The sequence below is a fragment of the Noviherbaspirillum sp. FW303-A3 genome (assembly GCF_058788695.1).
The window spans coordinates 3,973,971-4,000,413 of the sequence record NZ_JBYTAZ010000001.1; the positions used below are offsets into that span (position 1 = coordinate 3,973,971).

The following is a 26,443-nucleotide window of genomic DNA, read 5'->3' on the forward strand; positions in this document are numbered from 1 at the left end:
CTGGCCGGTATCAGCGCGCTTCAAGTTGCCTGATGCGAAGCGCGACATCCTCCGCTTGGGCGAACTGCGGATTGGTGGTGATCACACGCCTGAATACTGCAAGCGCCTCTTTCTTCTGGCCAGCTTCTGACCTTGCGATCCCCAAGTGGTACAGCGCGAAAGGTGAGGCTTGCTGGGACTCGGTAATGGATTCGAGCAAGGCGATTGCACCCTTCAAATCGCCCTGCGCGCGTTTTGCCCAGGCCAGTGTGTCCATAAAGTCAGGATTCCGTGGTGCGAGTTCAACTGCCTTCTGGGCCCATTGCACAGCCTCCGTCAGCCGCTCGCGGCGTTCCACGGCCATCCACGCAAGATTGTTGTAGGCGATTGGAAGCTCACCATTCAGCTTGATAGCTTCATTGTAGGCAGCATAAGCCTCTGTCCACCGCTTCGCTTGCTGGTAGACCATGCCGAGCTGAAGAGGAACGGCATGGAGGCTCGGTGCCAGCTTTTTGGCAGACTGAAGCGATGCGATCGCATCGTCCAGTTTTCCTTGTGCCGCTTGCGCCTGGCTCAAACCAATCAGCGCGAGCGGATTGTCGGGACTCAGGCGCACGGCTTCCTTGAAGCTCGTGGTTGCACGGGCAAGATTCCTCGTTTGCATGTAGGCATGGCCCAGGCCAAAGTGAGCGCCGCCATGCTGCGGATTCAGCTTCACCGCTTTCTCGAACATTTCAACCGCGCGGCTGGATTGGTTGGTGGCATTCAGATGAAGTTCACCCAGATCGAGCAAGGGAGCCAGCAGCTTTGGATCGGCCTCGGCCGCCTTGAGCAGGAATTTCTCGGCGCCTCCAAAGTCGCGGCGTGCGTACAGCAGGCGCCCCATGGCAAGCTGGCTTTCGGCGCTGTGCGGTGCGACTTCCGCTGCCTTGCGCACCCATTTTTCGACATCGGCATCGTTCTTGCGCAAGCGTGCAACTTCCGCAAGTCCCAGCAGCGGTCCCGGAGCACTTTTCTCCTTATCAGCCGCTTTCAAGAACAGCGATTCGGCGATATCCAGCTTCTTGTCATTGAGCGCTTGCAAGCCTTGGTCGTACTCGGACCGAGCACTGGCTGATGCCGGCGCAGATTTGGCCGAGGGAGTGAGCGGCAATGCGAGTGCGGGAAGTGTGCAGACGACTAGCAGGACTGCGGAAAGCGATGCATGTATGCGCATGACAAACTCGTTCGTGGAGGTTGGATGACACCTGCCTCCGTCATCGCGTGACGGAGGCAGGTGCGAAACGACGCGACTGTATTATGCAGCGCGTTTTTGCTTCCGGCGGAAAGCCGCAAGGCCGGCAAAGCCGAGTCCAAGCAGCGCCATCGAGCCGGGTTCCGGAACGTTCCGGGGCGGCGTCAGGATGCCACCATCGGAGCCAAAGCCGAAGATAAAGGTGTTCGGCGTGCCGCCGTTCGGATCAGTGCGGGTCTGGCCGAGCGAGTACAGGCCGGCACCGACGCTGGCGAGCGCAGACAACGCATCGCTTTCGTTGCCTGCTGCACCATAGAAGGTCGTGAAGAGGCGGGTGGCGCCATCAGCCAGGCTTTCGAATTCGAAGTCGAACAGCGCGCCGTGATCGCCGGGGCCGCAGTCCGAGAAATTCGCATCTTGCGCGCAGTAGAGGCTGCGCGATCCGCCTGACAGCGGATTGGAGCTGGCGAAGCCGTTATCGCCGGTTCCGCGGATGTTGTTGCCGTTCGCCAGGCCAAGAGCGAGAGGGACACCGTTGATCGTGACATACTCGTCAAAGGGGGTCGGCTCTACGTCCCAGTCCATCACGCGGCGATATACGAGATCGCCAGCAGTGATTGTGCTGCCCGAGATGTTCTTGATGCTGACGTCAACCTGATAGAGGTTGGCAGTGGAACTCGGGTGGTAGTAGTGGGTGATTTCCAGAGACGAGCCAACGCGAGTGATAGACGTTGCCGTCGTTGCTGTCGATGCAAAGCTCACCAGGCTGAGGCCCGAGGTGCCTGCCGCATTGTTGGCATAACCGCTGATTCCGCTTGAAACGAGACCGACACCCCAGCCTTCGCAAAGGCAGCCGGGAGCCGTGGCTTCGTTGCCTGTGGCGTTATAACGCAGGCCGACATAAGACGTCCCGCCACTGGAAGGTGCACCCGGTACGTTCAACTGTCCCAGATCGTCGACACCAAGGGTAACCGTCCCATTGGGGATGACTGCGGCAGCGTGGCTCGGTGCCGCAACTGCCAGAAGGCTGGCTGCAGCAACCAGTGCCGCCGCCATTCCCTTAACTTTCATCGTCATGAATTTCTCCTGTAAGTTTTGATTACTTCCCGTTGGATACGCGTGAAGCATTGCAATAAAAGCAATATAGATGCCAATTGGATAACTTATTGATAAAAAATAAATAATCCTTTTGTAAAAGTTGGCGAATGACAAGGGGTGTAAATTTTCCCGACGGTGACTATTGGTGAATGAAAATGATGTGGAATGAGGAAGGGCGGGAGGAGAAAAGAGAATTGGCGATAGATCTAAAATTGCCAAAAGGCTGCAAGATGCGGAGAGATGGGCGCAAAAAACAAAAAAGCCGCAAACCAAAATGGTATTGCGGCTTTTTAACTGATTTGCAGCGGTGTGAAACGCTGCAGAACATCGAATTGGTGGGACGGCATCATTCACATTGAGGTCCGTAACGTACAGATTTGAGGCTTTTAATTCTTATTCTGCACACTGTACCCCTAAATCCCTCCTGAATCGTCGTCATTACGGCTATCGCAAGCCCCTTCGCTTTGAAGGATATCAATTCAACCGATTCAGCTCACAACTAATCTGGCTTGATAAAAATAATACGTCAGGGAGTCATTTATCTTCGAGGCACCCTGATATGTCGAAGAATAAACTATCTCTCATCCTTACGGGCTTATTGCTTGCTGCATGCGGCGGCGGGGATGGATCCATTCCCGCGACCAGTGCAGACAAGGTAATTATGGCAAAGGTCCACGTTGTGGACGCATTGCCGACCGTTTCAAGAGGATTCAAGATTGCGGTATATGCCAGTGTCCCAGAACCCATGAAGTTGTCCTTCGCGCAAGACGGCACTCTCTATGTCGGTCGGCAACCGGGAGCGCGCATTCACCGCATCCCTCCAGACGGAGGAATAGCATCTGAGTTCGGCGGCAGCCAAAGTGATCCGGACGCTGTGCTCGTGGATACTATCGGAAATCTCAGCGGTATACCCAACTCTACCCTCGTCGGCGGCGGAGGCGTCCTTGCCGCCATCCACCCTAATCAGGTGTCGACCATCCTTTTTTCTAGCGGCTTCAGTGACGTGGACGACATGAAGTTCGACAGGAATGGCCGTCTCATCTTCTCCGACGACAACCCGCAAGTCCTGTCTCTCACCGGGAACGCACAAACTGGCGATTCCCCTCAAGTCCTGTTCACAACCCCGTCGCGCCCCGGCTCCATCGCCATCAACGATGATAACCAGATCTTCGTCGCCCTCGCGGATGGAACTGTCCGCATCTATAACGCAAACGGCACAGCGGCTGGCACTTTCGCATCTGGCCTCGCTGGGCTGGATACCTACCTCGAATTCGGCCCAGGAGAAGATGGATTCGGGCAAGCTCTCTACGTCTTGTCCGGTAGCAATCTCTTGCGTATCAACAAGCAAGGAAAGAGCACCGTTATCGGGTCAGGTTTCAGCATCGGCCCAAGTTCTGGCACAGGATTCATATTTGGTCCTGACAAGGGCCTGTATGTGTCCGACTACCCCAACAATCGTATCCTGAAGATCTCGCACTAAATTCCAAGAAAAGTGCCGGGATCCGGCTGAGCATAGGGTGTTCACATACCACCAGATAGACCCTCCTGTGCCCCTTATTTCGTTGGACGGTATTGGTTCTTATTCGAAATGCCAGATAGCAAAAAGCCCGCAGGACGCGGGCTTCAGGCTGATTCTCGGACTACTTTGGACTACTTAAAAACATCGAATTGGTGGAGACGGCGGGAATCGAACCCGCGTCCGCAAGCCCTCTACAGACAGTTCTACATACTTAGCGCTGCCATTTGATTTAACCTGAGCGACGCGGACGCGCACGCTGCGATCAGGCGAGTCACCTTGGATTTAACTTCAAGCCAAGTGACCCGGCTTGAAGCGATTCCCTGTGAATGACCCTACGTGCTGTTACCAGCCCACCCCAGGGAAGAGGTGGTGTAGGGCTAGCCGGTTATTAAGCGGCCAGAGCGTAACGTTCGTCGTTAGCAGTTATTTCATTTCCGGTTGGATTTACGAGGTGACCAGCCCTCGGTATGCCCTGCGCTGCTTTGTAACCCACGTCGAAACCAGGTCGTCCCCAAAACAGTACTGCTATTGTATCTCACCAGATGGCGTCGTCCTGGGTGAATTCAAGTGGTGCGACGAAATAAATCCGGCCTCCCTCACGCGATACTGGGGATGTCCGCCAGCGAGCCAACGTAGATAGTGCGCTACCGGAAAAGTTCAACGCGCCTTCGAGAGAAGTTCCAGTACATCGAGCGGCATCAAGGCCATCGCATTGGCTTCCCAGGTCGCCGGTTCGGCATCGCCGCAATAGCCCCATGCAGCGGCGACAGTTGCCATGCCGGCGGCGCGGCCAGCTTGGATGTCGCGCAGGTCGTCGCCAACGTACCAGCATTCTCCGGGAGGAATCCCAAGACGCCGGGCGGCTTCGAGCAATGGTGCGGGATGCGGCTTTGAATGTGGTGTGGTATCGCCGGAAATGACGCAGCCGGCATGGCCCAGTCCGATACGGGGGACGAGCAGGTCAGTGAAGCGTGCGGCCTTGTTCGTGACGATACCCCATGCGAGGTTGCGCGCCTGCAGTCCCTCCAGCAAGGCATGCATGCCGTCAAAGAGCGAGGTGTGGACGGCAATCGCCGCTTCATAGGTGTCGAGGAAGGCGATGCGCAGTTCTTCGTAGCCGTCGTCGCCCGGCTTTAGCCCGAAAGATGCGCCGATCAGGCCGCGAGCGCCAGCAGACGCTACCGGGCGCAGCTGTTCGTACGGAGTTGGTGTCAGTCCGCGGTCGGTTCGCACCTTGTTCATCGCGGCGGCGAGATCAGGTGCGGTGTCGGCGAGCGTGCCATCGAGGTCGAACAGGACGGCGCGGGGCTGGGGAAGTGTCATGGCAATCGAGATGCGGTGGCGTTCATGCAAGCATCAACACGAACGCCGTATTTGCAGGCGGGTCAAGCGGGACGGGTGCACGCAACGAGGTAGTTGACGTCCGTGTCCTGGTTCAGGGAGTAGATCTTGGTCAGCGGGTTGTAGGTCATGCCTTTCAATCCGTCGACCTGCAGGCCGGCGTTCCTCACGTACTGCGAAAGTTCGGCCGGCGTGATGAACTTGGCATAGTCGTGCGTCCCCTTGGGCAGCATGCGCAGTACATATTCGGCACCGATCACCGCGAACAGGTAAGCCTTGGGATTGCGGTTGATGGTGGAAAAGAAAATGTGCCCGCCCGGCTTGACCAGGGTGGCACAGGCCTGGACGACCGCTGACGGGTCCGGGACATGCTCGAGCATTTCCATGCACGTTACGACATCGAAGCTGCCCGGTTCGCGGGCGGCAAGCTGCTCGGCTGCGATCAGTTCATAGCGGACCTGTACGCCCGATTCAAGGCTGTGCAGGTCGGCGACCTTCAGTGCTTTTTCAGACAGATCGATACCGGTCACATTGGCACCTTTCTTCGCCATCGATTCTGCAAGGATGCCGCCGCCGCAGCCGATGTCGACTACGTTTTTCCCCGCAAGCGGGGCGCGCGCATTGATCCATTCGAGGCGGAGCGGATTGATCTCGTGCAGCGGGCGGAATTCCGAGGTCGGATCCCACCAACGATGGGCGAGGTCACTGAATTTTTGAAGTTCTAGGGGATCGGCGTTCATAGGCTGAATGATAGCTGGATTAGGGCGGTTTGCGGCGCGTGGTGCCGCCTGAACAGGATGCTGGATTGTTAAACAGCGTTTTCCTTGAAGCGTTCCCTGTACGCGCAGGCATAAAAAAACCCCGCCGAAGCGGGGTTTTGCCTCAGGCAAATCGCTTATCGGGTACGGGTACCAACGACTTCGATTTCCACGCGGCGGTTCTTTGCGCGGCCAGCTGCGGACTTGTTGTCGGCAACCGGTTGCTTCTCGCCCTTGCCTTCGGTGTAGACACGGTTCGGCTCAACACCCTTGGAAACCAGGTATGCCTTGACGGCTTCTGCGCGGCGGACCGACAGCTTCTGGTTGTAGGCGTCGGAACCGACGGAGTCAGTGTGGCCAACGGCGATCACGACTTCCAGGTTCATGCCCTTCAGCTTGGAGGACAGGTCGTCCAGCTTTGCCTTGCCGTCCGGCTTCAGCACTGCCTTGTCGAAGTCGAAGAAGGTGTCAGCAGCGAACGTGACCTTTTCGGAGATCGGAGCGACCGGAGCAGGGGCGGGTGCCGGAGCAGGGGCGGGTGCCGGAGCGGCAGCCGGAGCCGGAGCGGCCGGCTTGGCGATTTCGCCGTCGCAGCCGCCGACTGCGTCAGCTGGGGTCCAAGTACCGGTCCTCCAGCACAGGCCAAACGGATCGCGAGCGATCACGCCACGGCTGTCTTGCAGGTACGCGCTATTCGGGGTCTTAGCCTGGATGTCCTGCTGTGCAGATGCAGAGAACGAAACCACTGCGGACGCAGCAAAGACGAGTTTTGCCAAATTATTCATATTTTTCCTCTTGGTTGAGATATCCGCAGACGAACTGCGCAACAAATACTACGTTTTTAAACCTGTATGGGCGAGCTATTAGATCATCTTTTTGCAAGGTTGTTCACTTGCAATGCTCTTTAGTTAACTACATTTTGCCATAGCAGCGCATGGCATCGATTACTGCTAAATCAATCAGTGGGCGATTTTGACCGTCCGTTGTGTTTTTGCAACGGACGGTCAGATTAGACTGGCAATTTTTCGGAAATTCCGCTTGAGGTTGCCAAAAATGAATTACTTCGCGAGGCCGCGAACTTCGATGGCGACACGGCGGTTCGGTGCGAGGCATTCAATCAGTTGCTTGCGCGGCAGCTTGTCATCGCAAGCCTTGACCGACTGGGTCTTGCCTGCGCCCAGGGTGTCGATCTCGGCGCTGACGCCCTTGCTCTTCAGATAGGCGGCGACTGCGTCGGCGCGTTTCTCGGACAGTTTCTGGTTGTACTGTTGGGTGCCGAGGCGGTCCGTATGGCCGGTCACCATAACGATGTCTACTTTGCTGCAGTTGCCGAGCTTGGCGATCGCTTCGTCGTCGATGCGCTTCTTCGCGGCGGTATTCAGCGTGGCCTTGTTGAAATCGAAGGTTTGATCTGCGCTCAGAGTGACGGCGAAATCGCAACGCTTCGGTGCTGCAGGTGCAGGCGCTGCTGCCGGAGCGGGCGCAGCGATAGCAGGCGCCGTCGGCTTGGCGACCGGAGGGGCCAGTTCGCCATCGCAGCCGGCGACTGCGTCGGCGGGAGTCCAGTAACCGGTCCGCCAGCACAGGCCAAACGGATTGCGTGCGATGACGCCGCGGCCATCCTGCAGGTAAGCGCTCTTGTCGGGGTTGGCTTTGATGTCGGTTTGGGCATTTGCGGCAAATGCAGAAAGGCCAATAGTGACGGCGAGGGCGAGGTGTTTGAGCATAGTGTTTTTCCCGTGATGTTTATTATAAGAATGCCAGTTAACGCAATGAAACATTTTATTTAAACATATTTTTCCCGCATTCGCCTTCGATTGGAGCAAGGAATGCTGCGCTCGAAATCGACTCGGGCAGGAGGCGAAGGCCGCCATGCTAAAATCCAACGTTTGGCATCGCGGTTTTTCAGCGGTGCCGGCATCCCGAACCTCCGCACACACAAGCCGACTCGCCAATGGATCAATTCGCCAAAGAGACTATCCCGATTTCCCTCGAAGAAGAGATGCGCAAGAGCTACCTCGATTACGCCATGAGCGTGATCGTGGGCCGTGCGCTTCCGGACGTGCGCGACGGCCTGAAGCCGGTGCACCGTCGCGTTCTCTATGCGATGCATGAGACGAACAATGTCTGGAATCGCCCCTATGTGAAGTGCGCGCGCGTGGTCGGTGAAGTCATGGGTAAATACCACCCCCACGGCGACCAGGCGATTTATGACACCCTCGTTCGCATGGCGCAGGATTTTTCGCTGCGTTACACGCTGGTGGACGGCCAGGGTAACTTCGGCTCGGTCGACGGCGACAATGCCGCGGCGATGCGTTACACCGAGTGCCGCCTCGACAGGATCTCCAGCGAGCTGCTGGCGGACATCGAGAAGGAAACGGTCGACTTCGTTCCCAACTACGACGGCAAGGAGAAGGAGCCTTCGGTACTGCCGACACGCATTCCCAACCTGCTGATCAACGGCTCGTCGGGTATCGCGGTCGGCATGGCGACCAACATCCCGCCGCATAACATTTCCGAAGTCATCAACGGTTCGCTGCATGTGCTGCGCAACCCTGAGTGCACGATCGATGAACTGATTGAGCTCATTCCGGCTCCCGATTTCCCGACCGCCGGCATCATCTACGGCGTATCTGGCGTGCGCGACGGCTATCGCACCGGCCGCGGCCGTGTGGTGATGCGCGCGAAGACGCACTTCGAAGAATTCGGCAAGGACAACCGCACAGCGATCATCGTCGACGAGCTGCCGTACCAGGTGAACAAGAAGTCGCTGCTCGAGCGTATCGCCGAACTGGTGCGCGACAAGAAGCTGGAGGGCATTTCCGATATCCGTGACGAGTCCGACAAGTCGGGCATGCGTGTCGTGATCGAACTCAAGCGCGGCGAAGTGCCGGAAGTGGTGCTCAACAACCTGTACAAGCAGACCCAGCTACAGGATACCTTCGGCATGAACATGGTCGCGCTGGTAGACGGCCAACCGAAGCTGCTGAACCTGAAGCAGATGCTGGAGTGCTTCCTGTCGCATCGCCGCGAAGTGGTGACGCGCCGTACCGTGTTCGAACTGCGCAAGGCGCGCGAGCGCGGCCACGTGCTGGAAGGCCTGGCCGTCGCATTGGCGAATATCGACGACTTCATCGCGATCATCAAGGCGGCACCCACGCCTCCGATCGCGAAGTCCGAGTTGATGGCGCGTGCATGGGACTCCTCGCTCGTGCGTGAAATGCTTGTCCGTGCAGCAGGCGAAAATGCTGGGGGCGCCGATGCCTTCCGTCCGGAAAACCTGCCGAAGCACTACGGCATCCAGCCGGATGGCCTGTACAAGCTCTCGGATGATCAGGCGCAGGAAATCCTCCAGATGCGCCTGCAGCGCCTGACCGGCCTCGAGCAGGACAAGATCGTCAACGAGTACAAGGAAGTGATGGCGCAGATTGCCGACCTGCTCGACATTCTTGCCAAGCCGGAACGCGTGACCGCGATCATTTCCGACGAGCTGACCGCGGCCAAGAACGAGTATGGCGATGGTGCGAAAGACACCCGCCGCTCCACCATCGAACTGAACGCGACCGATCTCGAAACCGAAGACCTGATCGCCCCGCAGGATATGGTGGTGACGCTCTCGCATTCCGGTTACATGAAGTCGCAGCCCGTATCCGAATATCGCGCGCAGAAGCGCGGCGGACGCGGCAAGCAGGCCATGGCGACCAAGGAAGACGACTGGATCGACCAGCTTTTCATCGCCAATACGCACGATTACATTCTTTGCTTCTCGAATCGCGGCCGCCTGTACTGGCTGAAGGTGTGGGAAGTGCCGCAGGGTTCGCGCAATTCGCGCGGCAAGCCGATCGTCAACATGTTCCCGCTGCAGGACGGCGAGAAGATCACCGTCGTGCTGCCGCTCTCCGGCGAGAATCGTACCTTCCCCGAAGATCACTACGTGTTCATGGCAACCAGCCTGGGTACTGTGAAGAAGACGCCGCTGACCGAGTTCAGCAATCCACGCAAGGCTGGCATTATTGCAGTCGACCTTGACGAAGGCGACTTCCTGATCGGCGCAGCGCTCACCGACGGCAAGCATGACGTGATGCTGTTCTCCGATGCAGGCAAGGCGGTCCGGTTCGATGAAAACGACGTGCGTCCGATGGGACGCCTGGCGCGCGGCGTGCGCGGCATGAACCTGGAAGACGGACAGCAGGTCATCGCATTGCTGGTTGCTGAAAACGAACAGCAATCAGTGTTGACTGCGACTGAAAACGGCTTCGGCAAGCGGACCCCGATCACCGAGTACACGCGTCATGGCCGCGGCACCAAGGGCATGATCGCGATCCAGACCAGCGAGCGCAACGGCAAGGTCGTCGCGGCAACGCTGGTCGATACAAGCGATGAAATCATGCTCATCACCACCGGCGGCGTGCTCATCCGCACCCGTGTCGCCGAGATCCGCGAGATGGGCCGGGCAACACAGGGCGTGACACTGATCGCGGTCGAGGACGGCACCAAGCTGAGCGGCCTGCAGCGTATCGTCGAGTCGGATGCCGAGGAAGAAAATGGCGCCGAGAACGGCGCTGCTGAGGGTGCGGGGACGGAGGAGTAATGACGCGCGTCTATAACTTCTCCGCCGGCCCGGCAGTCCTGCCGCAGGAAGTGCTGCAGCAGGCCGCCGACGAAATGCTCGACTGGCACGGCAGCGGCATGTCGGTGATGGAAATGAGTCATCGCGGCAAGGAGTTTATTTCGATCTATGAAGCGGCAGAGCGTGACTTGCGCGAGCTGCTGTCCATTCCGTCGAACTATCGCATCCTGTTCCTGCAGGGCGGCGGCATCGGCGAAAACGCCATCGTGCCGATGAACCTGCTCGGCAGGAAATCGCAGCCGGCTGCGGCCGACTTCATCCACACGGGTTCCTGGTCGGGCAAGTCGATCAAGGAAGCGAAAAAGTATTGCAACGTCAACGTTGCGGCCACTTCCGAAAGCGCGAGGTTTGCGTTCATTCCGCCGCGCGATTTGTGGAAGTTGTCGAAGGATGCGGCCTACGTTCACATCTGCACCAACGAAACGATCGACGGCGTTGAATTCCAGTACACGCCCGATGTCGGTGATGTGCCGCTGGTGGCGGACATGTCGTCGCACATCCTTTCACGCATGATCGATGTGTCGAAATACGGCGTGATCTTCGGCGGCGCGCAAAAAAATATCGGCCCCGCGGGCCTGACCATCGCCATCGTGCGCGACGACCTGATCGGACATGCGCTGTCGATTTGCCCGTCGGCATTCGACTGGAAACTCGTCGCCGAAAACAATTCGATGTACAACACGCCGCCGACCTACGGGATCTATATTGCCGGCCTGGTGTTCCAGTGGCTCAAGAAGCAGGGCGGCGTTGCGGCGATGGAACAACGCAATATTGTGAAAGCTGCGCTGTTGTACGACTATCTTGATTCGACCGATTTCTACAGCAATCACATTGCAAAGGATTGCCGCTCCCGCATGAACGTGCCGTTTTTCCTGAAGGATGAGTCCCTGAACGAGGCTTTCCTGGCGGGCGCGAAGGAGCGCAACCTGCTGCAACTCAAGGGCCACAAGTCCGTGGGCGGCATGCGTGCATCGATCTACAATGCGATGCCGATGGAGGGCGTGCAGGCGCTCGTTGATTACCTCAAGGAATTCGAGAAGAAGCACGGATAATGTCCTTCCGGCGGCGGGAATTGCACCATGCAGTTTTTGCTTCGCGCCGGGATTACCTCAAGATGATGAGCGACGACAAACTTAAACCCCTTCGCGAGCAGATCGATGCGATCGACGCGCAAATTCTTGATCTGCTCAACCGTCGTGCGCGTGTTGCGCAAGAAGTCGGTCATGTAAAGGCTGAAACCAATGCGCCGGTGTTCCGTCCCGAACGCGAAGCGCAGGTCCTGCGGAAGGTTGCCGATAATAATCCGGGTCCGCTCGACGGCCACGACGTCCAGACCATCTTCCGCGAGATCATGTCCTCGTGCCGCGCCCTGGAGCGCCGCGTGACCGTGGCCTACCTTGGCCCCGCCGGCACCTTTAGCGAGCAGGCGGTGTACCAGCAGTTCGGCCATGCGGTCGAAGGCGTGCCGTGCAGTTCCATCGACGAAGTGTTCCGTGCCGCCGAGGCGGGCACAGCGGATTTCGGCGTGGTTCCGATCGAGAATTCTTCCGAAGGTGCGATCAATCGCACGCTCGACTTGATGCTGCAGACGACACTGTCCATCAGCGGCGAACTTTCCATCCCCGTGCATCACAGCCTGATGACCAAGAGCGGCACGATGGATGGCATTACCCGTATCTGCGCGCATTCGCAGGCTCTCGCGCAGTGCCAGGTGTGGCTGAACCTCAATTACCCGAACATCGAACGGCAGGCAGTTGCGTCCAACGGCGAGGCGGCACGCATTGCCAGCGAAGATCCGACTGCAGCCGCCATCGCCGGCGAGATCGCCGGGCAGCGTTACAACCTCGGTGTCGTCAAGGCACACGTGCAGGATGACCCGCACAACCGCACACGCTTTGCCGTCGTCGGCCGCCTGCAACCGGCGCCCAGCGGCAAGGACCAGACCTCGCTCGTTTTGGCGGTGCCGAACAAGGCCGGCGCCGTCTACAACATGCTTGCGCCGCTCGCCACCCACGGCGTGTCGATGACGCGATTCGAATCGCGCCCGGCGCGCATGGGTACCTGGGAGTATTACTTCTACGTCGACGTGGAAGGTCACGCGCAAGATGAGAGGGTCGCAAAGGCCATGGCAGAGCTGAAGCAGAACGCGCCTTTCTTCAAGGTGCTGGGCTCGTATCCGTTTAGTTTGTAATTTGTCCTGCCGTTCCCGGGCGCGCGCAGTCTGGCGTCGTGCCTGGTGCGGCACCTGTTCAGGAAACCGTTATGTCACTCCAATTCGGACCCGATTACGTTCGCGCCATTGCCCCCTACCAGGGCGGCAAGCCCATCGCTGAAGTTGCCCGCGAGTTCGGCCTCGACGAAGCCAGGATCATCAAGCTCGCATCGAATGAAAATCCGCTCGGCATGCCGGAATCGGCGAAGCAGGCGATGCTCAAGGCCGTGGCTGACATCGGCCGCTATCCAGACTCGAACGGCTTCGATCTGAAGCAGGCGATCACATCAAAGTACGGCGTACCGCAGGAATGGATCACGCTGGGCAACGGCAGCAACGATATCCTCGAACTGGCAGCGCATGCCTTTGTGCAGCCTGGCCAGTCCGTAATCTATGCACAGTATTCGTTCGCCGTGTATGCGCTGGCGACGCAGGCTGTCGGCGGACGCGCGATCGTCGTCGCTGCAAAGAATTACGGACATGACCTGGAGGCGATGGCAAATGCCATTACTTCGGATACGAAGCTGGTGTTCATTGCCAATCCCAACAATCCTACCGGCACCTTCATTCCGGCGGCCGAAATCGAGGCCTTCCTGAAGAAAGTCCCGCAGGACGTCGTTGTCGTGCTGGACGAGGCATACAACGAATACCTCGCACCGGAACTGCAGTACGACTCGGTGGAGTGGGTCAGGCAATACCCGAACCTGCTGGTGTCGCGCACCATGTCGAAGGCGTATGGCCTGGCTGGATTGCGCATCGGTTTCGGCATCGCGCAGCCGTCGATCACGGACCTGCTCAATCGCATTCGTCAGCCGTTCAACGTCAACTCCATGGCACAGGCTGCTGCCGTAGCGGCGTTGACTGATGCCGGCTTCCTGCAAAAGAGCGCAAGGCTCAATGCCGATGGCTACCGCCAGTTGACGAAGGCATTCGACGCGATGGACATCGAATATGTGCCGTCGTATGGCAATTTCGTGCTGTTCAGGGTCGGCAATGACGATGGCGCCGGCGCGCGTGTGAACCTTGCACTGCTCAAGCGCGGCATCATCGTGCGTCCGGTCGGCAATTATGGATTGCCGCAGTGGATTCGGGTATCGATCGGTCTGCCGGAGGAAAACGAGGCATTCATCGCGGCACTCAAGCAAGTGCTGGCCTGATCAAGCAGGGTGGGCGCACTCGTGTTCAACAAAATTTCCATCTTTGGCGTTGGTCTCATCGGCGGCTCGTTCGCGCTTGCACTGAAGAAGGCAGGCGCCGTCCGGCAGGTGATCGGCGTGGGACGGAGTGCTTCATCGCTTGCACGTGCCAAGGAATTGGGGATCGTCGACGTCGCAAGCAACTCCATCGAGGAAGCTGTACGAGATGCCGACCTCATCCTGGTGGCAGCACCTGTCGCGCAAACCGAGACCATCCTCGCTTCCATCGCGCCGCATCTGCAACCCGGTACTGTCGTTACCGATGCCGGCAGTACCAAGGGTGATGTGGTCGAGGCAGCACGCAAGGCGCTTGGCGGAAAGATTGCCCAGTTCGTGCCGGGACATCCTATTGCCGGACGCGAACAGAACGGTCCGGATGCGGCGATCGTCGATTTGTATGTCGGCAAGAAGACCGTCATCACGCGTTTGCCGGAGAATGCGGAGCGCGATGTTGCACTCGTGGCCCATGCATGGGAACAGTGCGGTGCAATCATTCATCGGCTGACGCCGGAGGAGCATGACCGCGTTTTTGCGGCGGTCAGCCACTTGCCCCATTTGCTCGCTTATGCGCTGGTCGACGATGTGGCGAAGAAGCCGCATGCGGACTTGCTGTTCCAGTATGCCGCGAGCGGTTTCCGCGACTTTACCCGTATTGCCGGCTCTTCGCCCGAGATGTGGCGCGATATTTCCCTGGCCAACCAAGCGGCGCTGCTGGGCGAGCTGGATGCCTACATGGCGCAACTCGCTCATTTGCGCGAATTGCTCGCGGAGCGAAACGGCAAGGCGATCGAAGCGGTCTATGCGAATGCGCAACGCGCAAGGCAGAACTGGATCAGGACGATCGAGGCTGCCGAACAACAGAACAAACAAGGCGGCGACTAATGAAGCATTATCCCCATCACCTCGACCTGCAGCCGGCGATGCATGCGCAAGGCACCGTTCGCCTCCCCGGGTCGAAAAGCATCTCCAATCGCATCCTGCTGCTTGCTGCGTTGGCTCAGGGAACGACGAAAATCTTCGACCTTCTTGCATCGGACGACACCCATGTCATGCTGATGGCCCTGCAGAAGCTGGGCGTGAAATGGGAGCAGGTCGGCGAGACGCAGGATTACATTGTCCACGGCGTCAGCGGCGTCCTGCCGGTACATCAGGCGGATTTGTTCATGGGCAACGCGGGGACCGCCATTCGGCCGCTTACTGCGGCGCTCGCGGTCATCGGCGGGGACTATGCGCTCCACGGCGTTTCGCGTATGCATGAGCGCCCTATCGGCGATCTCGTCGATGCACTGAACGCCGTCGGCACGCAGATCGAATACACAGGACAACCGGGCTACCCGCCCCTGCATATCCGGCGCGGCCACATCCACGCCCATCGCATGCAGGTCAAGGGAAATGTGTCGAGCCAGTTCCTGACCGCATTGCTGATGGCTTCGCCATTGATGGCCATCGAGCAGCCGGTCACGATTGAGGTCGTTGGAGAACTGATCTCCAAACCCTACATTGAAATCACGCTCAACCTGATGCAACGCTTCGGTGTGAGCGTGGAGCGGAACGGCTGGCAGTCATTTACCGTTGCCGCGGGGCAGAAGTACCTCAGCCCGGGTTCGATTCATGTCGAAGGCGATGCCTCTTCTGCATCCTATTTCCTCGCGGCTGGCGCCATTGCAGGCGGCCCTGTCCGGGTTGAAGGAGTGGGCCGCAACAGTATCCAGGGTGACGTCCGGTTCGTTGAGGCGCTGGAGCAGATGGGCGCGAGCATCACGATGGGCGACAACTGGATCGAGGCAAAGTCCAACGGGGTGCTGAAGGCGATCGATGCTGACTTCAATCACATTCCCGATGCTGCCATGACGATCGCAGTGGCCGCGCTGTTCGCGGACGGCCCGAGCATGCTGCGCAACATCGGAAGCTGGCGCGTGAAGGAAACCGACCGTATTGCTGCGATGGCAACCGAATTGCGCAAGGTCGGAGCCGTGGTGGAAGAGGGGCCGGATTACCTGCGCGTGACGCCGCCGGCGGCCATCGCCACGGCGGCCATCGATACGTACGACGACCACCGGATGGCAATGTGTTTTTCACTGGCGTCGCTGGACGGAGCGGCAAGGCGCGGCAATACGATCCGGATCAACGATCCCAAATGCGTTGCCAAGACCTTCCCGGATTACTTCGACGCATTCGCAAAAGTCGCCCAGAACAAGCTGCTCTGACCGGACATTCCGCACATGATGCGGGACGTCCCCGAACTCCATACGAGATGCAAACCCATTCCATTCCAGTCATCACAATTGACGGTCCGACTGCTTCCGGAAAAGGCACCGTCGCCAACCGTGTCGCACAACAACTTCATTTCCATTACCTTGATTCGGGCGCGCTATACCGATTGACGGCCCTCAGTGTCCTCCGGCATGAAGTGGCGCTCAACGACGAGCACGCGGTGGCAAAAGTTGCCGAAAAACTACCGTGCCGCTTTGCCGGCGAGCACATCTGGCTCGGTAACGAGAACGTTACCTCGGCCATCCGGGCAGAAGAGGTTGGCAATACGGCATCGAAAATTGCTGCTTTGCCAACGGTAAGGCACGCATTGGCGAGCTTGCAGCTGGGTTTTCGTGTTGCGCCAGGGTTGGTGGCGGATGGGCGCGACATGGGCACCGTAATTTTCCCCCATGCAGTACTCAAGGTGTTCCTCACCGCAAGTGTGGAAGCACGCGCGGAAAGAAGATATAAGCAATTGATTGACAAGGGTTTTCCTGCTAATATGGAAGACCTTCTCAAGGATTTGAGGGAGCGGGATGCGCGCGATTCGAGTCGCGCAATCGCCCCCTTGAAACCCGCCGAAGGAGCACACATTCTGGATACTTCGCACATGACTGCCGACGAGGCCGTCGAGCAGGTGCTCAGATGGTATGCGGCGGTAAAAAAACACGCGTAGCGATTACGCTGTTTTCGTAGTGCGATTGGTGCCCGGCCTGGCGCAAGGCCTTGTCGGGTGTTGATTAACTTAACCCAGTGCATGACCGGATAAAGACGCGATCATCGCTGGCCAACTTTTTCTCATTTATGTCTACTGCGCAACAACAATCTACCGGTATGGAAAGCTTTGCAGCCCTGTTCGAGGAGTCCCTTTCCCGTCAGGACATGCGTTCCGGTGAAGTGATTTCCGCTGAAGTCGTCCGTGTCGACTACAACTTCGTGGTCGTGAACGCGGGCCTGAAATCCGAAGCTTTCATCCCCATCGAAGAATTCAAGAACGATAACGGCGAAGTCGAAGTCCAGGTTGGCGACTTCGTGACCGTTGCGATCGAATCGCTCGAAAACGGTTTTGGCGACACCATCCTCTCGCGCGACAAGGCGAAGCGTCTGGCTTCCTGGCTCGCGCTCGAGAAGGCGATGGAATCCGGCGAAATCGTGACCGGCACCGTCAACGGCAAGGTCAAGGGCGGCCTGACTGTCCTGACCAACGGCATTCGTGCATTCCTCCCGGGTTCGCTGGTCGACACCCGCCCGGTGAAGGACACCACGCCGTACGAAGGCAAGACCATGGAATTCAAGGTCATCAAGCTGGACCGCAAGCGCAACAACGTTGTGCTGTCCCGCCGCGCCGTCATCGAAGAGTCGATGGGTGAAGAGCGCGCCAAGCTGATGGAAACCCTGAAGGAAGGCACCGTCGTCACCGGTATCGTCAAGAACATCACCGACTACGGCGCGTTCGTTGATCTCGGCGGCATCGACGGCCTGCTGCACATCACCGACCTGGCATGGCGCCGTGTGCGTCACCCGTCGGAAGTGCTGTCCGTCGGCCAAGAGATCACCGCGAAGGTCCTCAAGTACGATCAAGAGAAGAACCGCGTCTCCCTGGGCGTCAAGCAACTGGGCGACGATCCGTGGACCGGTCTGTCCCGTCGTTATCCGCAAGGCACCCGCCTGTTCGGCAAGGTTACCAACCTGACCGACTACGGTGCGTTCGTGGAAGTCGAGCAGGGCATCGAAGGCCTGGTGCACGTCTCCGAAATGGACTGGACCAACAAGAACGTGGCGCCGAACAAGGTTGTCCAGCTGGGCGACGAAGTCGAAGTCATGGTCCTGGAAATCGACGAAGAGCGTCGTCGCATCTCCCTCGGCATGAAGCAGTGCAAGCCGAATCCGTGGGATGACTTCGCCATGAACCACAAGAAGGGCGACAAGGTGAAGGGCGCGATCAAGTCGATCACCGACTTCGGCGTGTTCATCGGCCTGACCGGCAACATCGATGGTCTCGTTCACCTGTCCGACCTGTCCTGGACCGAAGCCGGCGAAGAAGCCGTCCGCAAGTTCAAGAAGGGCGACGAACTGGAAGCCGTGGTCCTGGCAATCGACGTCGAGCGCGAGCGCGTTTCCCTGGGCGTCAAGCAACTGGAAGGCGACCCGTTCAACAACTTCGTTGCAATGAACGACAAGGGCGCAGTCGTGACCGGTACCGTCAAGTCGGTCGAGCCGAAGGGCGCTGTGGTCCAGCTGTCCGACGAAGTCGAAGGCTACCTGCGTGCATCCGAAATCTCCCGCGACCGCGTGGAAGATGCCGGTACGCACCTGAAGGCTGGCGACAAGGTCGAAGCGATGGTCATCAACATCGATCGCAAGGCACGCAGCATCCAGCTGTCCATCAAGGCGAAGGACAACGCTGAAACCCAGGAAGCCATGCAGAAGATGTCCGCTGACTCCAGCGCCGCTTCCGGCACCACCAGCCTGGGCGCACTGCTGAAGGCCAAGCTCGACAACAAGCAATAAGGTCGAAACCGACAATGACTAAGTCCGAGCTGATTGCCCGCTTGGCCGAGCGTTATCCGCAACTGGTTGCAAAGGATGCGGATTACGCGGTGAAAACCATTCTCGATGCGATGGCGGAGGCCCTGTCCAACGGCCAGCGTATCGAGATTCGCGGCTTCGGGAGCTTTGCACTGAACAGCCGCCCCCCCCGCATCGGCCGCAACCCGAAATCGGGCGACAAGGTGATGGTTCCCGAAAAACGGGTGCCGCACTTCAAGCCCGGCAAGGAATTGCGCGAACGCGTGGACGCGATGGTTGGTCAGCCGATCAAGGAAGACTGAACGTTATTTGCAGGAATCAAAACGGCATCTTCGGATGCCGTTTTTTTTGGTTTCGGCTCCTGTCCGGGAACATGAGGCGCCCGGCAGGCTGGCTGTCATTGAAACTTCACGTACAATTTCATCCTGTCAGTAGAGCTACGGCCAACATGCATGACCTTTCAAACCAATAAGGACGCAGCGCCATGAAAATCCTGTTCAGAATCGTTGCGGCCATCCTCTTCATCGTCTTCTTTGGCTTCGCACTGAAGAATACCCAGGAAGCTGCGCTGCGATTCTTCTTCGATTACGAAATCCGCGGGCCACTGGTCTTGCTGCTGCTTTCGTTCTTTGCAGGCGGCGCCGCGCTCGGCATTCTCGCCATGATTCCCACCCTGTTCCGCTATCGCCGCGATCTCTCGAAGCAGAAGAAGGCGCTTTCGGCCATGGAGAAGGAAAACGAAGCCAAGCAGATGGCGCGCGTGCAACCCCCTCAACCCGACACGGTCGTCAACAAATAACCTGACAAGAACAAGAACGCATGGAATTCGAAACCTGGTGGCTGCTTGGCATCCCGATTTTTTTCGGCCTTGGCTGGATTGCGGCACGCGTCGATATCAACCAGCTCGTGTCGGAATCGCGCAGCCTGCCGCGCGGCTACTTCAAGGGCCTTAATTTCCTGCTGAACGAGCAGCCGGACAAGGCGATCGATGCCTTCATCGAAATCGTCAAGCTCGACCCGGAAACCATTGAGTTGCATTTCGCACTCGGCAACCTGTTTCGCCGCCGCGGTGAAATGGAGCGTGCCATTCGCGTGCACCAGAACCTGCTTGCACGCCCCGACCTGCCGCTGGATTACAAACTGCAGTCGCAGTATGAGCTCGGACAGGATTACCTGAAGGCCGGCCTGCTTGATCGCGCGGAAGAAACCTTCAACGGCCTGGCCGACACGCAGTACGGCGCCCAGGCACGGCGGGCGCTGCTCGAAATCTACCAGCGCGAGAAAGAGTGGCTGCGCGCCATCGATGCGGCGCGCGCACTGCAGGAATCCGGAGCAGGGGCAAAGCAAAAGGAAATTGCGCAGTTCTATTGCGAACTGGCGCAGGACGAACTGGTGCACACGCACCCTGATGCGGCCTTGGGCATGCTTGAAAAGGCGCTGGCCGCCGATCGCAGCAACGTACGTGCAGCCATCCTGATCGGTGACGTGCACCTTGCCAAGGGCGACACCGAAGCTGCGCTCATGGCATGGCGCCGCGTCGAGCAGCAGAGTGTTCCGCATGTCGCGCTCGTTGCGCAGCGCCTGATGGACGGCTATCGCAGCGTCGGGCGCCCGCAGGAGGGCCTCAACCTGCTGAAGAGCTATCTGGCGGAGGCGTCTTCGATCGATTTGCTGGAAGTGGTGTTCAAGGCGATCCTCGAACTTGATGGCGTGGACGCGGCCAACCAACTAGTCAGCGACGAACTGCGACGGACACCGACTTTACTGGGTCTCGACAAGCTGCTCGAAGCGCGCCTGATGGAGGCACCGCCGGAGGTCCGGCCGGAACTGTCGCTCGTCAAGAACCTCGTGCACGGCTATACGCAGAAACTCGCGCGTTATCAGTGCAGCCACTGCGGTTTCAAGGCACGCCAGTTCTACTGGCAATGCCCCGGGTGCAGCCAATGGGAATCCTACCCGCCGCGCCGCACCGAAGAACTCAATGTAATGAACTAGCGTGACCGTGCCAGGGCACGCAGAACCGACTCCGACATGAACGACATGACCCCTCCCCAGAAAAGCCCGCGCATCCTCGTCGTGGGCGACGTAATGCTGGACCGCTACTGGTTCGGCGAGGTGAGCCGCATTTCTCCTGAAGCGCCCGTGCCGGTCGTGCGCGTGGAACGCCGAGAGGAGCGGCTGGGCGGCGCTGCAAACGTCGCACGCAATGCCGTCGCGCTTGGTGCGCAGGCTGGCCTTCTCGGTGTGGTCGGTAAAGATGAAGCTGGTGACGTAGTGCAGAAACTGCTCACGGATCTGCAGATCGACAGCTTTCTCAACCGCGACACGGCGATTTCCACCATCATCAAGCTGCGCGTGATCGGCCGGCAGCAGCAACTGCTGCGTATCGACTTCGAGGCGCCGCCAAGCGAGTCGGTCCTCCGCGACAAGCTCACACAGTTCAATACGCTTCTTCCCCAATACGACGTCATTGTCCTTTCCGATTACGCAAAAGGCAGCCTGGTCAATGTCACGCACATGATCGAAGCGGGCCGGCGCCTCGGCAAATGCATCCTGGTCGATCCCAAGGGGGAGGATTTCACGCGCTACAAGGGCGCATCGATCCTGACCCCCAACAAGTCCGAACTGCGGCACGTTGTCGGTTCCTGGAAAACGGAAGAGGACCTTACTGCGAAGGCGCAGAACCTGCGCCGCTCCCTCGATCTGGAGGCGCTGCTGCTGACGCGGTCGGAGGAGGGGATGACCCTGTACACGGAATCGGAAGTCCTCCATACCCCGACAGTCGCGCGCGAAGTGTTCGATGTGTCGGGCGCCGGCGATACCGTGATCGCCACTCTCGCCACGATGCTTGGCGCAGGCAAATCCCTGCCCGAAGCGGTGGCCATCGCTAACCGTGCGGGCGGAATTGTCGTCGGCAAGCTCGGCACCGCTACCGTCACCAAGGAAGAGCTCTTCGGCTGAATGTTGTTTTCGAATGCAAATAATGGCTTTTTGATAACTTTATAGTTATCATTTGGGCAACATCGGGTGTCCGGTGTTCTTTTATTCAAATTCGGAGAAACGAGATGCTGAGAAAACTTTTGCTTTCGATTGCGGTAATGGTTGCGACGAGCGGTTTTGCTTTCGCGCAGGTGGACGTCAACAAGGCGGACCAGGCAGCGCTGGATGGTGTCAAGGGTATCGGCCCGAAGATGTCGAAGACAATCCTCGACGAGCGCAAGAAGGGGGGCGAGTTCAAGGACTGGAGTGACCTCGAGGGACGCGTAAAAGGTGTTGGCGAAAAAAATGCGATCAAGCTGTCGGACGCAGGCCTCACCGTCAACGGTCAGGCTCGCCAGAAGGCCGGGGCCGACAATGGCGACAAAAAAGGCAAGGCAACCGCCAAGGAAGGTCGCAAGGATGCAAAGAAAGACGAGGCGAAGAAGTAACGCACGCTTGTTCCGCTGGTGGCCCGAACCCCGCCCTGCAGGCGGGTTTTTTTTATTGTCCCGCAAGTGCAGAGGTGACAGTACGTCTGCAGGCACCTCCGAGTAAAATGACGCTTTTATCAAGCAGCTCAACAGAACATGCCTTACCTGACGATCGAAGACACAATCGGCAATACTCCGCTGGTGCAGCTCAAGCGAATTCCCGGAGAGGACGCTGCGCGTCGCAACAACGTTATCCTCGGAAAACTGGAAGGCAATAACCCGGCAGGCTCGGTAAAGGACAGGCCGGCCCTGTCGATGATCATGCATGCGGAGGAGCGTGGCGAAATCAAGCCGGGCGACACGCTGATCGAGGCAACCAGCGGCAATACCGGTATTGCGCTCGCCATGGCGGCAGCGTTGCGTGGATACAAGATGGTACTGCTGATGCCCGAGAACCTGAGTGAAGAGCGGCGCCAGAGCATGGCTGCGTACGGGGCGAAGATTGTGCTGACGCCGAAGACGGGTGGCATGGAATACGCCCGCGACCTCGCGCAGCAGATGCAGAAGGAAGGCAAGGGCATCATCCTCGACCAGTTTGCCAACCCGGACAATCCGCGCGCGCACTACGAAGGAACCGGTCCCGAAATCTGGCGCGATACCGAAGGGCGGATCACGCACTTCGTCAGCGCGATGGGGACGACCGGCACCATCGTTGGCGTGTCACGTTATCTTCGCGAGAAGAATCCTTCGGTGCGCATCATTGGCGCCCAGCCCGAGGAAGGTTCGCAGATTCCCGGCATCCGCAAATGGCCGGAAGCGTACATGCCTCAGATCTACGACAAGACCTGCGTGGACCAGCTCGAGTATGTGAGCCAGGCAGCGGCCGAGCAGATGGCGCGCCGGATGGCGATGGAAGAGGGGATTTTCTGCGGAATTTCGGCAGCGGGTGCTTGCGAAGTCGCACTGCGCATTTCGCAGACAGTGGAAAACGCGACAATCGTGTTTATTGTCTGTGATCGCGGCGACCGTTATCTGTCGACGGGCGTTTTCCCCGCCTGAAGCCAGACGGGGAACCAAGCAGGTTTATTCCATCTGCTCTGCACCGACAGATCCTGCCGGTGCATCCTTCGGCTTGAATTGCTTGTCGCTGATGCGGAACTTGTCGCGGCGGTCACCCATGAGGATGCGCAGTTCCTTGATGCTCAGGTCGCTGACCTCGTGCATGCGGATCAACAGCGAAGCGCCAACCGGCAAGCGGCGATGGCGAATCTTGCTGATGACCGGTGGCGCGACTTCCAGTGCGCGCGACAGGGCAGCGTCGTTCTTCAGGTTCAGTTTTTCGATAAGCGCGTCCAGCAGGTTGTTCGGGTCGTAATTCACCTGGTCGGCGAGACGGGTACCGGTGCGCTTGTTGTTATCCGTGTTGTCCATGGCATTGTCTGAATGAGTAGTCAAAGTCGCAATAATTCCGGATTGCAAGCAGATTATACAGAGAAACAATTTGCATATCTGGAAAGTGTATCAACTTTGTGACACATCTTGCAGGACCGGGGTGCAATAGGTAGCACTACCACAATTGCCGGATAGACACTACTTGCGTAAATGCAATATAGTAAAGAAATTTCAAAAAAGCAATATTAGAATAATGCGAACATGCGCTGAATCAATATCTGCAGGAATATATTGCTAGCCGTGTCGCATTTTCCGCCGATTTTCCTCAACTGCCGCGAACTGGGATTGCAACGGTTCAATTCCATTCTAACGAACCGTATCTTCGGTCATTTTGAGCCGCCGCAATGCGTTCCCGTCCTGCTTCCCGAGCGTCTGAAGGCATGCTTAACCGGCAATTCGGTGTTTGAACCGGTCTTCCACTGTTAGTTCTGTTTCGTATCGTTAATTGGGCACTCATGGGTTTGATCATTGAATAACTTGCCCCAACCGTTTTTGCCCAACCGCTGCATTGTCTCGATGTTTCTTTCAAAGATTTCTGCAGCATCCGGGAACGCCTCCACTGCGCGATCGATGCTTGCTTCGCGAAGCAAGTGCAGCGTCGGGTAGGGCGCGCGATTGGTGTAGTTGCTGATGTCGTCCGGACCCGCGTCGGCAAATTGATACCCGGGATGGAAATTCGCGACCTGGATTTCACCCTCCAAGCCAAGCGCGTCAACCGTCATGTCAACGACGTCAAGAAAGTCGTTGAAATCGAGGAAGTCGTTCAGGACGTAAGGATGGATCAGCAGGATGGTATCTACTTCCGCTGCATCGGTTTCCTTCAGCTTCAACAGTTCCGCCGCCAGGTCTGCCTGCAATACTTCCGCAGAGTCCGCGCTGCTCACCACAAAGCGGAGCTGGTTCTTGATGTAGACACTTTTTGCAAACGGGCAGAGGTTCAGTCCGATGACGGCTTTTTCCAGCCAGCGTCTGGTAGCGGCGATGACATCGTCAGGTGAGGGAGGAGAGGTATGCATGGCGGGATTATGACGGGGTTTGATGGATAGCGCCCGCGAGCGCTTTCCTGTACATTGCCGAACTCATTCATATTGCCGGTCAAGGCACATCCAACGACAACACATGGCACTCAAGGCAACGATATTCAAGGCTGACCTGCAGGTCGCCGACATGGATCGCCACTATTACGGCGACCATGCCCTGACCATTGCCCGGCATCCGTCTGAAACGGACGAGCGCATGATGGTCAGGCTGCTGGCCTTCGCGCTCCATGCCAACGAAGCGCTCGCCTTCGGGAAGGGGCTGAGCACGGACGATGAGCCGGATATTTGGCAGAAGGATCTTACCGGCACAATTGAACAATGGATCGAGGTCGGCCAGCCGGACGACCGCCGGCTTCTCAAGGCCTGCGGACGTGCTGGGCAAGTCACGGTGTACAGCTACAGCAATACCAGCAATATCTGGTGGAACCAGATGGCCGGCAAGCTCGACCGCGCCCGGAACTTGCAAGTGTTCAATCTTCCTTCTACCGCCACGACGGAACTGGCGCGCATGGCAAAACGCACGATGCAACTCCAGTGCACGGTCCAGGAAGGGCAAATCTGGATCGCGGATGGCGACAATAGTGTCCATCTCGAGCTGGAAGCGCTCAAGGCACGCTCGAACTGAAAGTGCAAGCCATTCATTGACGGCGCTTGCCGTTTCTCCCAATATTGCGGCATGCCTTATCTCTCATTGATTCTTCCCCTGGCGTTCGCGGTTTCGCTCGTCTTCCTGCTTAAACATTTCCTTGGCTCGCTCGCATGGGCCGCATTGCTCGCTGTCATTACCTGGCCCCTTCATGAACAGCTCCAGCGCCGGGGATGGTCGCGTGCCGCAAGCGCAACTACCTTGCTTGCGGCCATTATTGTCAGTTTTGTCGCCCCCTCGATCTTCCTGTTCAATACGCTCAGCCATGAACTGGCTACGATCGAGCGACTGATCGGCCAGATCAACAGCGCCGGCGTGCCGGCACCCGAATGGCTGGCGCGCCTGCCTTTCGTCGCCAAGCCTGCCCTCGAATGGTGGCAGACGCATCTTGCGGCTCCGGGTGGCCTGAATACGCTTATCCGAAGCACGGCTGGCGACCTTGTTCCTTATCTCACCAGTACCGTCGGAACGCTGGGACCGACCATTCTCGCCAATGCCCTCTATCTGTTCCTCGCGCTACTGACGTTGTTCATCCTCTACCTCGAGGGGCCGGCGGTCGTGAAGTACGTGGATCATGCGGGTGAACGGCTTATCCCCAAGTACTACAGCACGCTCAAGCGCCTGCTTCCGCTATCCGTGCGCGGCACCGCGCTGGGGCTGTGCTCTGTGGCCGTCCTTGAGGGGATCGTGCTCGGCATCGCGTACGCCATTGCAGGGGCGCCGGCCCCCGCGATCCTCGGGGTGATCACCGGCTATCTCGCGCTGATTCCCGGTGGCGCGCCGTTGTCGTTTACCTCGGTATCGCTCCTGCTGCTCGGGCAGGGTCATGCTGGCGCTGCGCTCGGCCTGTTTTCCTGGGGCGCGTTTGAGCTCTTCCTTGTCGACAAGTTCGTTCGGCCGAAGCTCATCGGTCATCGTGTCAACCTGCCATTCCTCGCGGTGCTCTTCGGCCTGCTCGGTGGCGTCTCTACCCTGGGGGTGATCGGACTTTTCGTCGGTCCGTTCATGATGGCGGTTCTGTTCTGGTGGCTGCGCGGAGGAAAACCCGACTCCGTACATGAGATCGCCGCCAGCGAGAAAAGCGGCAAGCGGGCGGCGTAATCCTGCTGCTTGCCCTTCTCTTCTTGTTCTGTTTTCCGGAACAAA

At 58.4% G+C, this 26,443-nt stretch carries 25 protein-coding genes and 1 other RNA gene; 17 read left to right on the forward strand and 9 right to left on the reverse strand.

From position 1 onward, the window contains the following. Window positions 1-10 precede the first annotated feature (10 nt). Together AC3WOY_RS19130 and AC3WOY_RS19135 are read right to left on the reverse strand one after the other, a co-directional pair. Entirely contained in the window at window positions 11-1,195 is a 1,185-nt protein-coding gene (locus AC3WOY_RS19130) for a tetratricopeptide repeat protein (RefSeq protein WP_492426612.1), read from the reverse strand. A gap of 81 nt (window positions 1,196-1,276) precedes the next feature. Beyond that, on the reverse strand, window positions 1,277-2,665 hold the full coding sequence (locus AC3WOY_RS19135; RefSeq protein ID WP_492426614.1) for a PEP-CTERM sorting domain-containing protein: 1,389 nt from the start codon (window positions 2,663-2,665) through the stop codon (window positions 1,277-1,279). A 205-nt stretch (window positions 2,666-2,870) separates the two neighbouring features. Between AC3WOY_RS19135 and AC3WOY_RS19140 the strand changes: the two genes are divergently transcribed. Next, on the forward strand, window positions 2,871-3,791 hold the full coding sequence (locus AC3WOY_RS19140) for an NHL repeat-containing protein (protein ID WP_492426616.1): 921 nt from the start codon (window positions 2,871-2,873) through the stop codon (window positions 3,789-3,791). A gap of 189 nt (window positions 3,792-3,980) precedes the next feature. Here AC3WOY_RS19140 and ssrA read toward each other — a convergent pair. The 5 genes from ssrA to AC3WOY_RS19165 all read right to left on the reverse strand — a co-directional run bounded on the left by ssrA (window position 3,981) and on the right by AC3WOY_RS19165 (window position 7,656). After that, window positions 3,981-4,343, reverse strand: a transfer-messenger RNA (tmRNA) gene (gene ssrA / locus AC3WOY_RS19145). Window positions 4,344-4,487: 144 nt separating this feature from the next. Further along, window positions 4,488-5,153, reverse strand: coding sequence for an HAD family hydrolase (locus tag AC3WOY_RS19150; RefSeq protein ID WP_492426618.1), 666 nt, complete (start codon window positions 5,151-5,153; stop codon window positions 4,488-4,490). Between the two features lie 62 nt (window positions 5,154-5,215). Beyond that, window positions 5,216-5,911 (reverse strand): bifunctional 2-polyprenyl-6-hydroxyphenol methylase/3-demethylubiquinol 3-O-methyltransferase UbiG, encoded by a 696-nt coding sequence (gene ubiG, locus AC3WOY_RS19155; protein ID WP_492426620.1) that lies wholly within the window; start codon window positions 5,909-5,911, stop codon window positions 5,216-5,218. Between the two features lie 155 nt (window positions 5,912-6,066). Continuing rightward, window positions 6,067-6,714: an outer membrane protein OmpA gene (gene ompA / locus AC3WOY_RS19160; protein ID WP_492426622.1), complete on the reverse strand. Its 648-nt coding sequence runs from the start codon at window positions 6,712-6,714 to the stop codon at window positions 6,067-6,069. A gap of 273 nt (window positions 6,715-6,987) precedes the next feature. Then, window positions 6,988-7,656 carry an OmpA family protein gene (locus AC3WOY_RS19165; RefSeq protein ID WP_492426624.1) on the reverse strand — a complete coding sequence of 223 codons (669 nt, stop codon included), beginning with the start codon at window positions 7,654-7,656 and terminating at the stop codon, window positions 6,988-6,990. A gap of 227 nt (window positions 7,657-7,883) precedes the next feature. Between AC3WOY_RS19165 and gyrA the strand changes: the two genes are divergently transcribed. From gyrA to cysM, 14 genes are all read left to right on the forward strand, one after another. After that, on the forward strand, window positions 7,884-10,520 hold the full coding sequence (gyrA, locus tag AC3WOY_RS19170; protein WP_492426626.1) for a DNA gyrase subunit A: 2,637 nt from the start codon (window positions 7,884-7,886) through the stop codon (window positions 10,518-10,520). Further along, window positions 10,520-11,611, forward strand: coding sequence for a 3-phosphoserine/phosphohydroxythreonine transaminase (serC, locus tag AC3WOY_RS19175; protein WP_492426628.1), 1,092 nt, complete (start codon window positions 10,520-10,522; stop codon window positions 11,609-11,611). Before gyrA ends, serC begins: the two co-directional genes overlap by 1 nt. 65 nt (window positions 11,612-11,676) lie before the next feature. Beyond that, entirely contained in the window at window positions 11,677-12,750 is a 1,074-nt protein-coding gene (gene pheA / locus AC3WOY_RS19180; RefSeq protein WP_492429362.1) for a prephenate dehydratase, read from the forward strand. Window positions 12,751-12,821: 71 nt separating this feature from the next. Continuing rightward, a complete protein-coding gene (gene hisC, locus AC3WOY_RS19185; protein ID WP_492426630.1) occupies window positions 12,822-13,928 on the forward strand; it encodes a histidinol-phosphate transaminase in 1,107 nt (368 codons plus the stop codon). A 21-nt stretch (window positions 13,929-13,949) separates the two neighbouring features. Further along, the gene (locus tag AC3WOY_RS19190; protein ID WP_492426633.1) at window positions 13,950-14,849 is read left to right on the forward strand and encodes a prephenate dehydrogenase; all 900 of its coding nucleotides are present in this window, start codon (window positions 13,950-13,952) and stop codon (window positions 14,847-14,849) included. Further along, complete coding sequence (gene aroA / locus AC3WOY_RS19195) at window positions 14,849-16,174, forward strand: 3-phosphoshikimate 1-carboxyvinyltransferase (RefSeq protein ID WP_492426635.1); 1,326 nt, start codon at window positions 14,849-14,851, stop codon at window positions 16,172-16,174. Before AC3WOY_RS19190 ends, aroA begins: the two co-directional genes overlap by 1 nt. Window positions 16,175-16,221: 47 nt before the next feature. Further along, entirely contained in the window at window positions 16,222-16,896 is a 675-nt protein-coding gene (gene cmk, locus AC3WOY_RS19200) for a (d)CMP kinase (protein WP_492426637.1), read from the forward strand. Between the two features lie 128 nt (window positions 16,897-17,024). Continuing rightward, window positions 17,025-18,731, forward strand: coding sequence for a 30S ribosomal protein S1 (gene rpsA / locus AC3WOY_RS19205; RefSeq protein WP_492426639.1), 1,707 nt, complete (start codon window positions 17,025-17,027; stop codon window positions 18,729-18,731). Between the two features lie 14 nt (window positions 18,732-18,745). Next, window positions 18,746-19,051 carry an integration host factor subunit beta gene (locus AC3WOY_RS19210; protein WP_088710132.1) on the forward strand — a complete coding sequence of 102 codons (306 nt, stop codon included), beginning with the start codon at window positions 18,746-18,748 and terminating at the stop codon, window positions 19,049-19,051. A 182-nt stretch (window positions 19,052-19,233) separates the two neighbouring features. Beyond that, window positions 19,234-19,548, forward strand: coding sequence for a LapA family protein (locus AC3WOY_RS19215; RefSeq protein WP_492426641.1), 315 nt, complete (start codon window positions 19,234-19,236; stop codon window positions 19,546-19,548). A gap of 20 nt (window positions 19,549-19,568) precedes the next feature. Next, window positions 19,569-20,744, forward strand: a complete 1,176-nt coding sequence (lapB, locus tag AC3WOY_RS19220) for a lipopolysaccharide assembly protein LapB (RefSeq protein ID WP_492426643.1) — start codon at window positions 19,569-19,571, stop codon at window positions 20,742-20,744. A gap of 36 nt (window positions 20,745-20,780) precedes the next feature. After that, a complete protein-coding gene (gene rfaE1 / locus AC3WOY_RS19225; protein WP_492426645.1) occupies window positions 20,781-21,710 on the forward strand; it encodes a D-glycero-beta-D-manno-heptose-7-phosphate kinase in 930 nt (309 codons plus the stop codon). Window positions 21,711-21,814: 104 nt separating this feature from the next. Beyond that, entirely contained in the window at window positions 21,815-22,177 is a 363-nt protein-coding gene (locus AC3WOY_RS19230) for a ComEA family DNA-binding protein (protein WP_492426647.1), read from the forward strand. A 138-nt stretch (window positions 22,178-22,315) separates the two neighbouring features. Next, a complete protein-coding gene (gene cysM / locus AC3WOY_RS19235) occupies window positions 22,316-23,218 on the forward strand; it encodes a cysteine synthase CysM (RefSeq protein ID WP_492426649.1) in 903 nt (300 codons plus the stop codon). Window positions 23,219-23,242: 24 nt separating this feature from the next. On the opposite strand, the gene AC3WOY_RS19240 is transcribed toward cysM, so the two are convergent. Beyond that, a complete protein-coding gene (locus tag AC3WOY_RS19240) occupies window positions 23,243-23,590 on the reverse strand; it encodes a hypothetical protein (RefSeq protein ID WP_492426651.1) in 348 nt (115 codons plus the stop codon). A gap of 443 nt (window positions 23,591-24,033) precedes the next feature. Continuing rightward, window positions 24,034-24,627: a DUF1415 domain-containing protein gene (locus tag AC3WOY_RS19245; protein WP_492426653.1), complete on the reverse strand. Its 594-nt coding sequence runs from the start codon at window positions 24,625-24,627 to the stop codon at window positions 24,034-24,036. 103 nt (window positions 24,628-24,730) lie between these two features. On the opposite strand from AC3WOY_RS19245, the gene AC3WOY_RS19250 reads away from it, so the two are divergent. Beyond that, complete coding sequence (locus tag AC3WOY_RS19250) at window positions 24,731-25,276, forward strand: YaeQ family protein (protein ID WP_492426655.1); 546 nt, start codon at window positions 24,731-24,733, stop codon at window positions 25,274-25,276. A 51-nt stretch (window positions 25,277-25,327) separates the two neighbouring features. Next, window positions 25,328-26,398, forward strand: coding sequence for an AI-2E family transporter (locus AC3WOY_RS19255; protein WP_492426657.1), 1,071 nt, complete (start codon window positions 25,328-25,330; stop codon window positions 26,396-26,398). The last annotated feature ends 45 nt before the right edge of the window (window positions 26,399-26,443 follow it).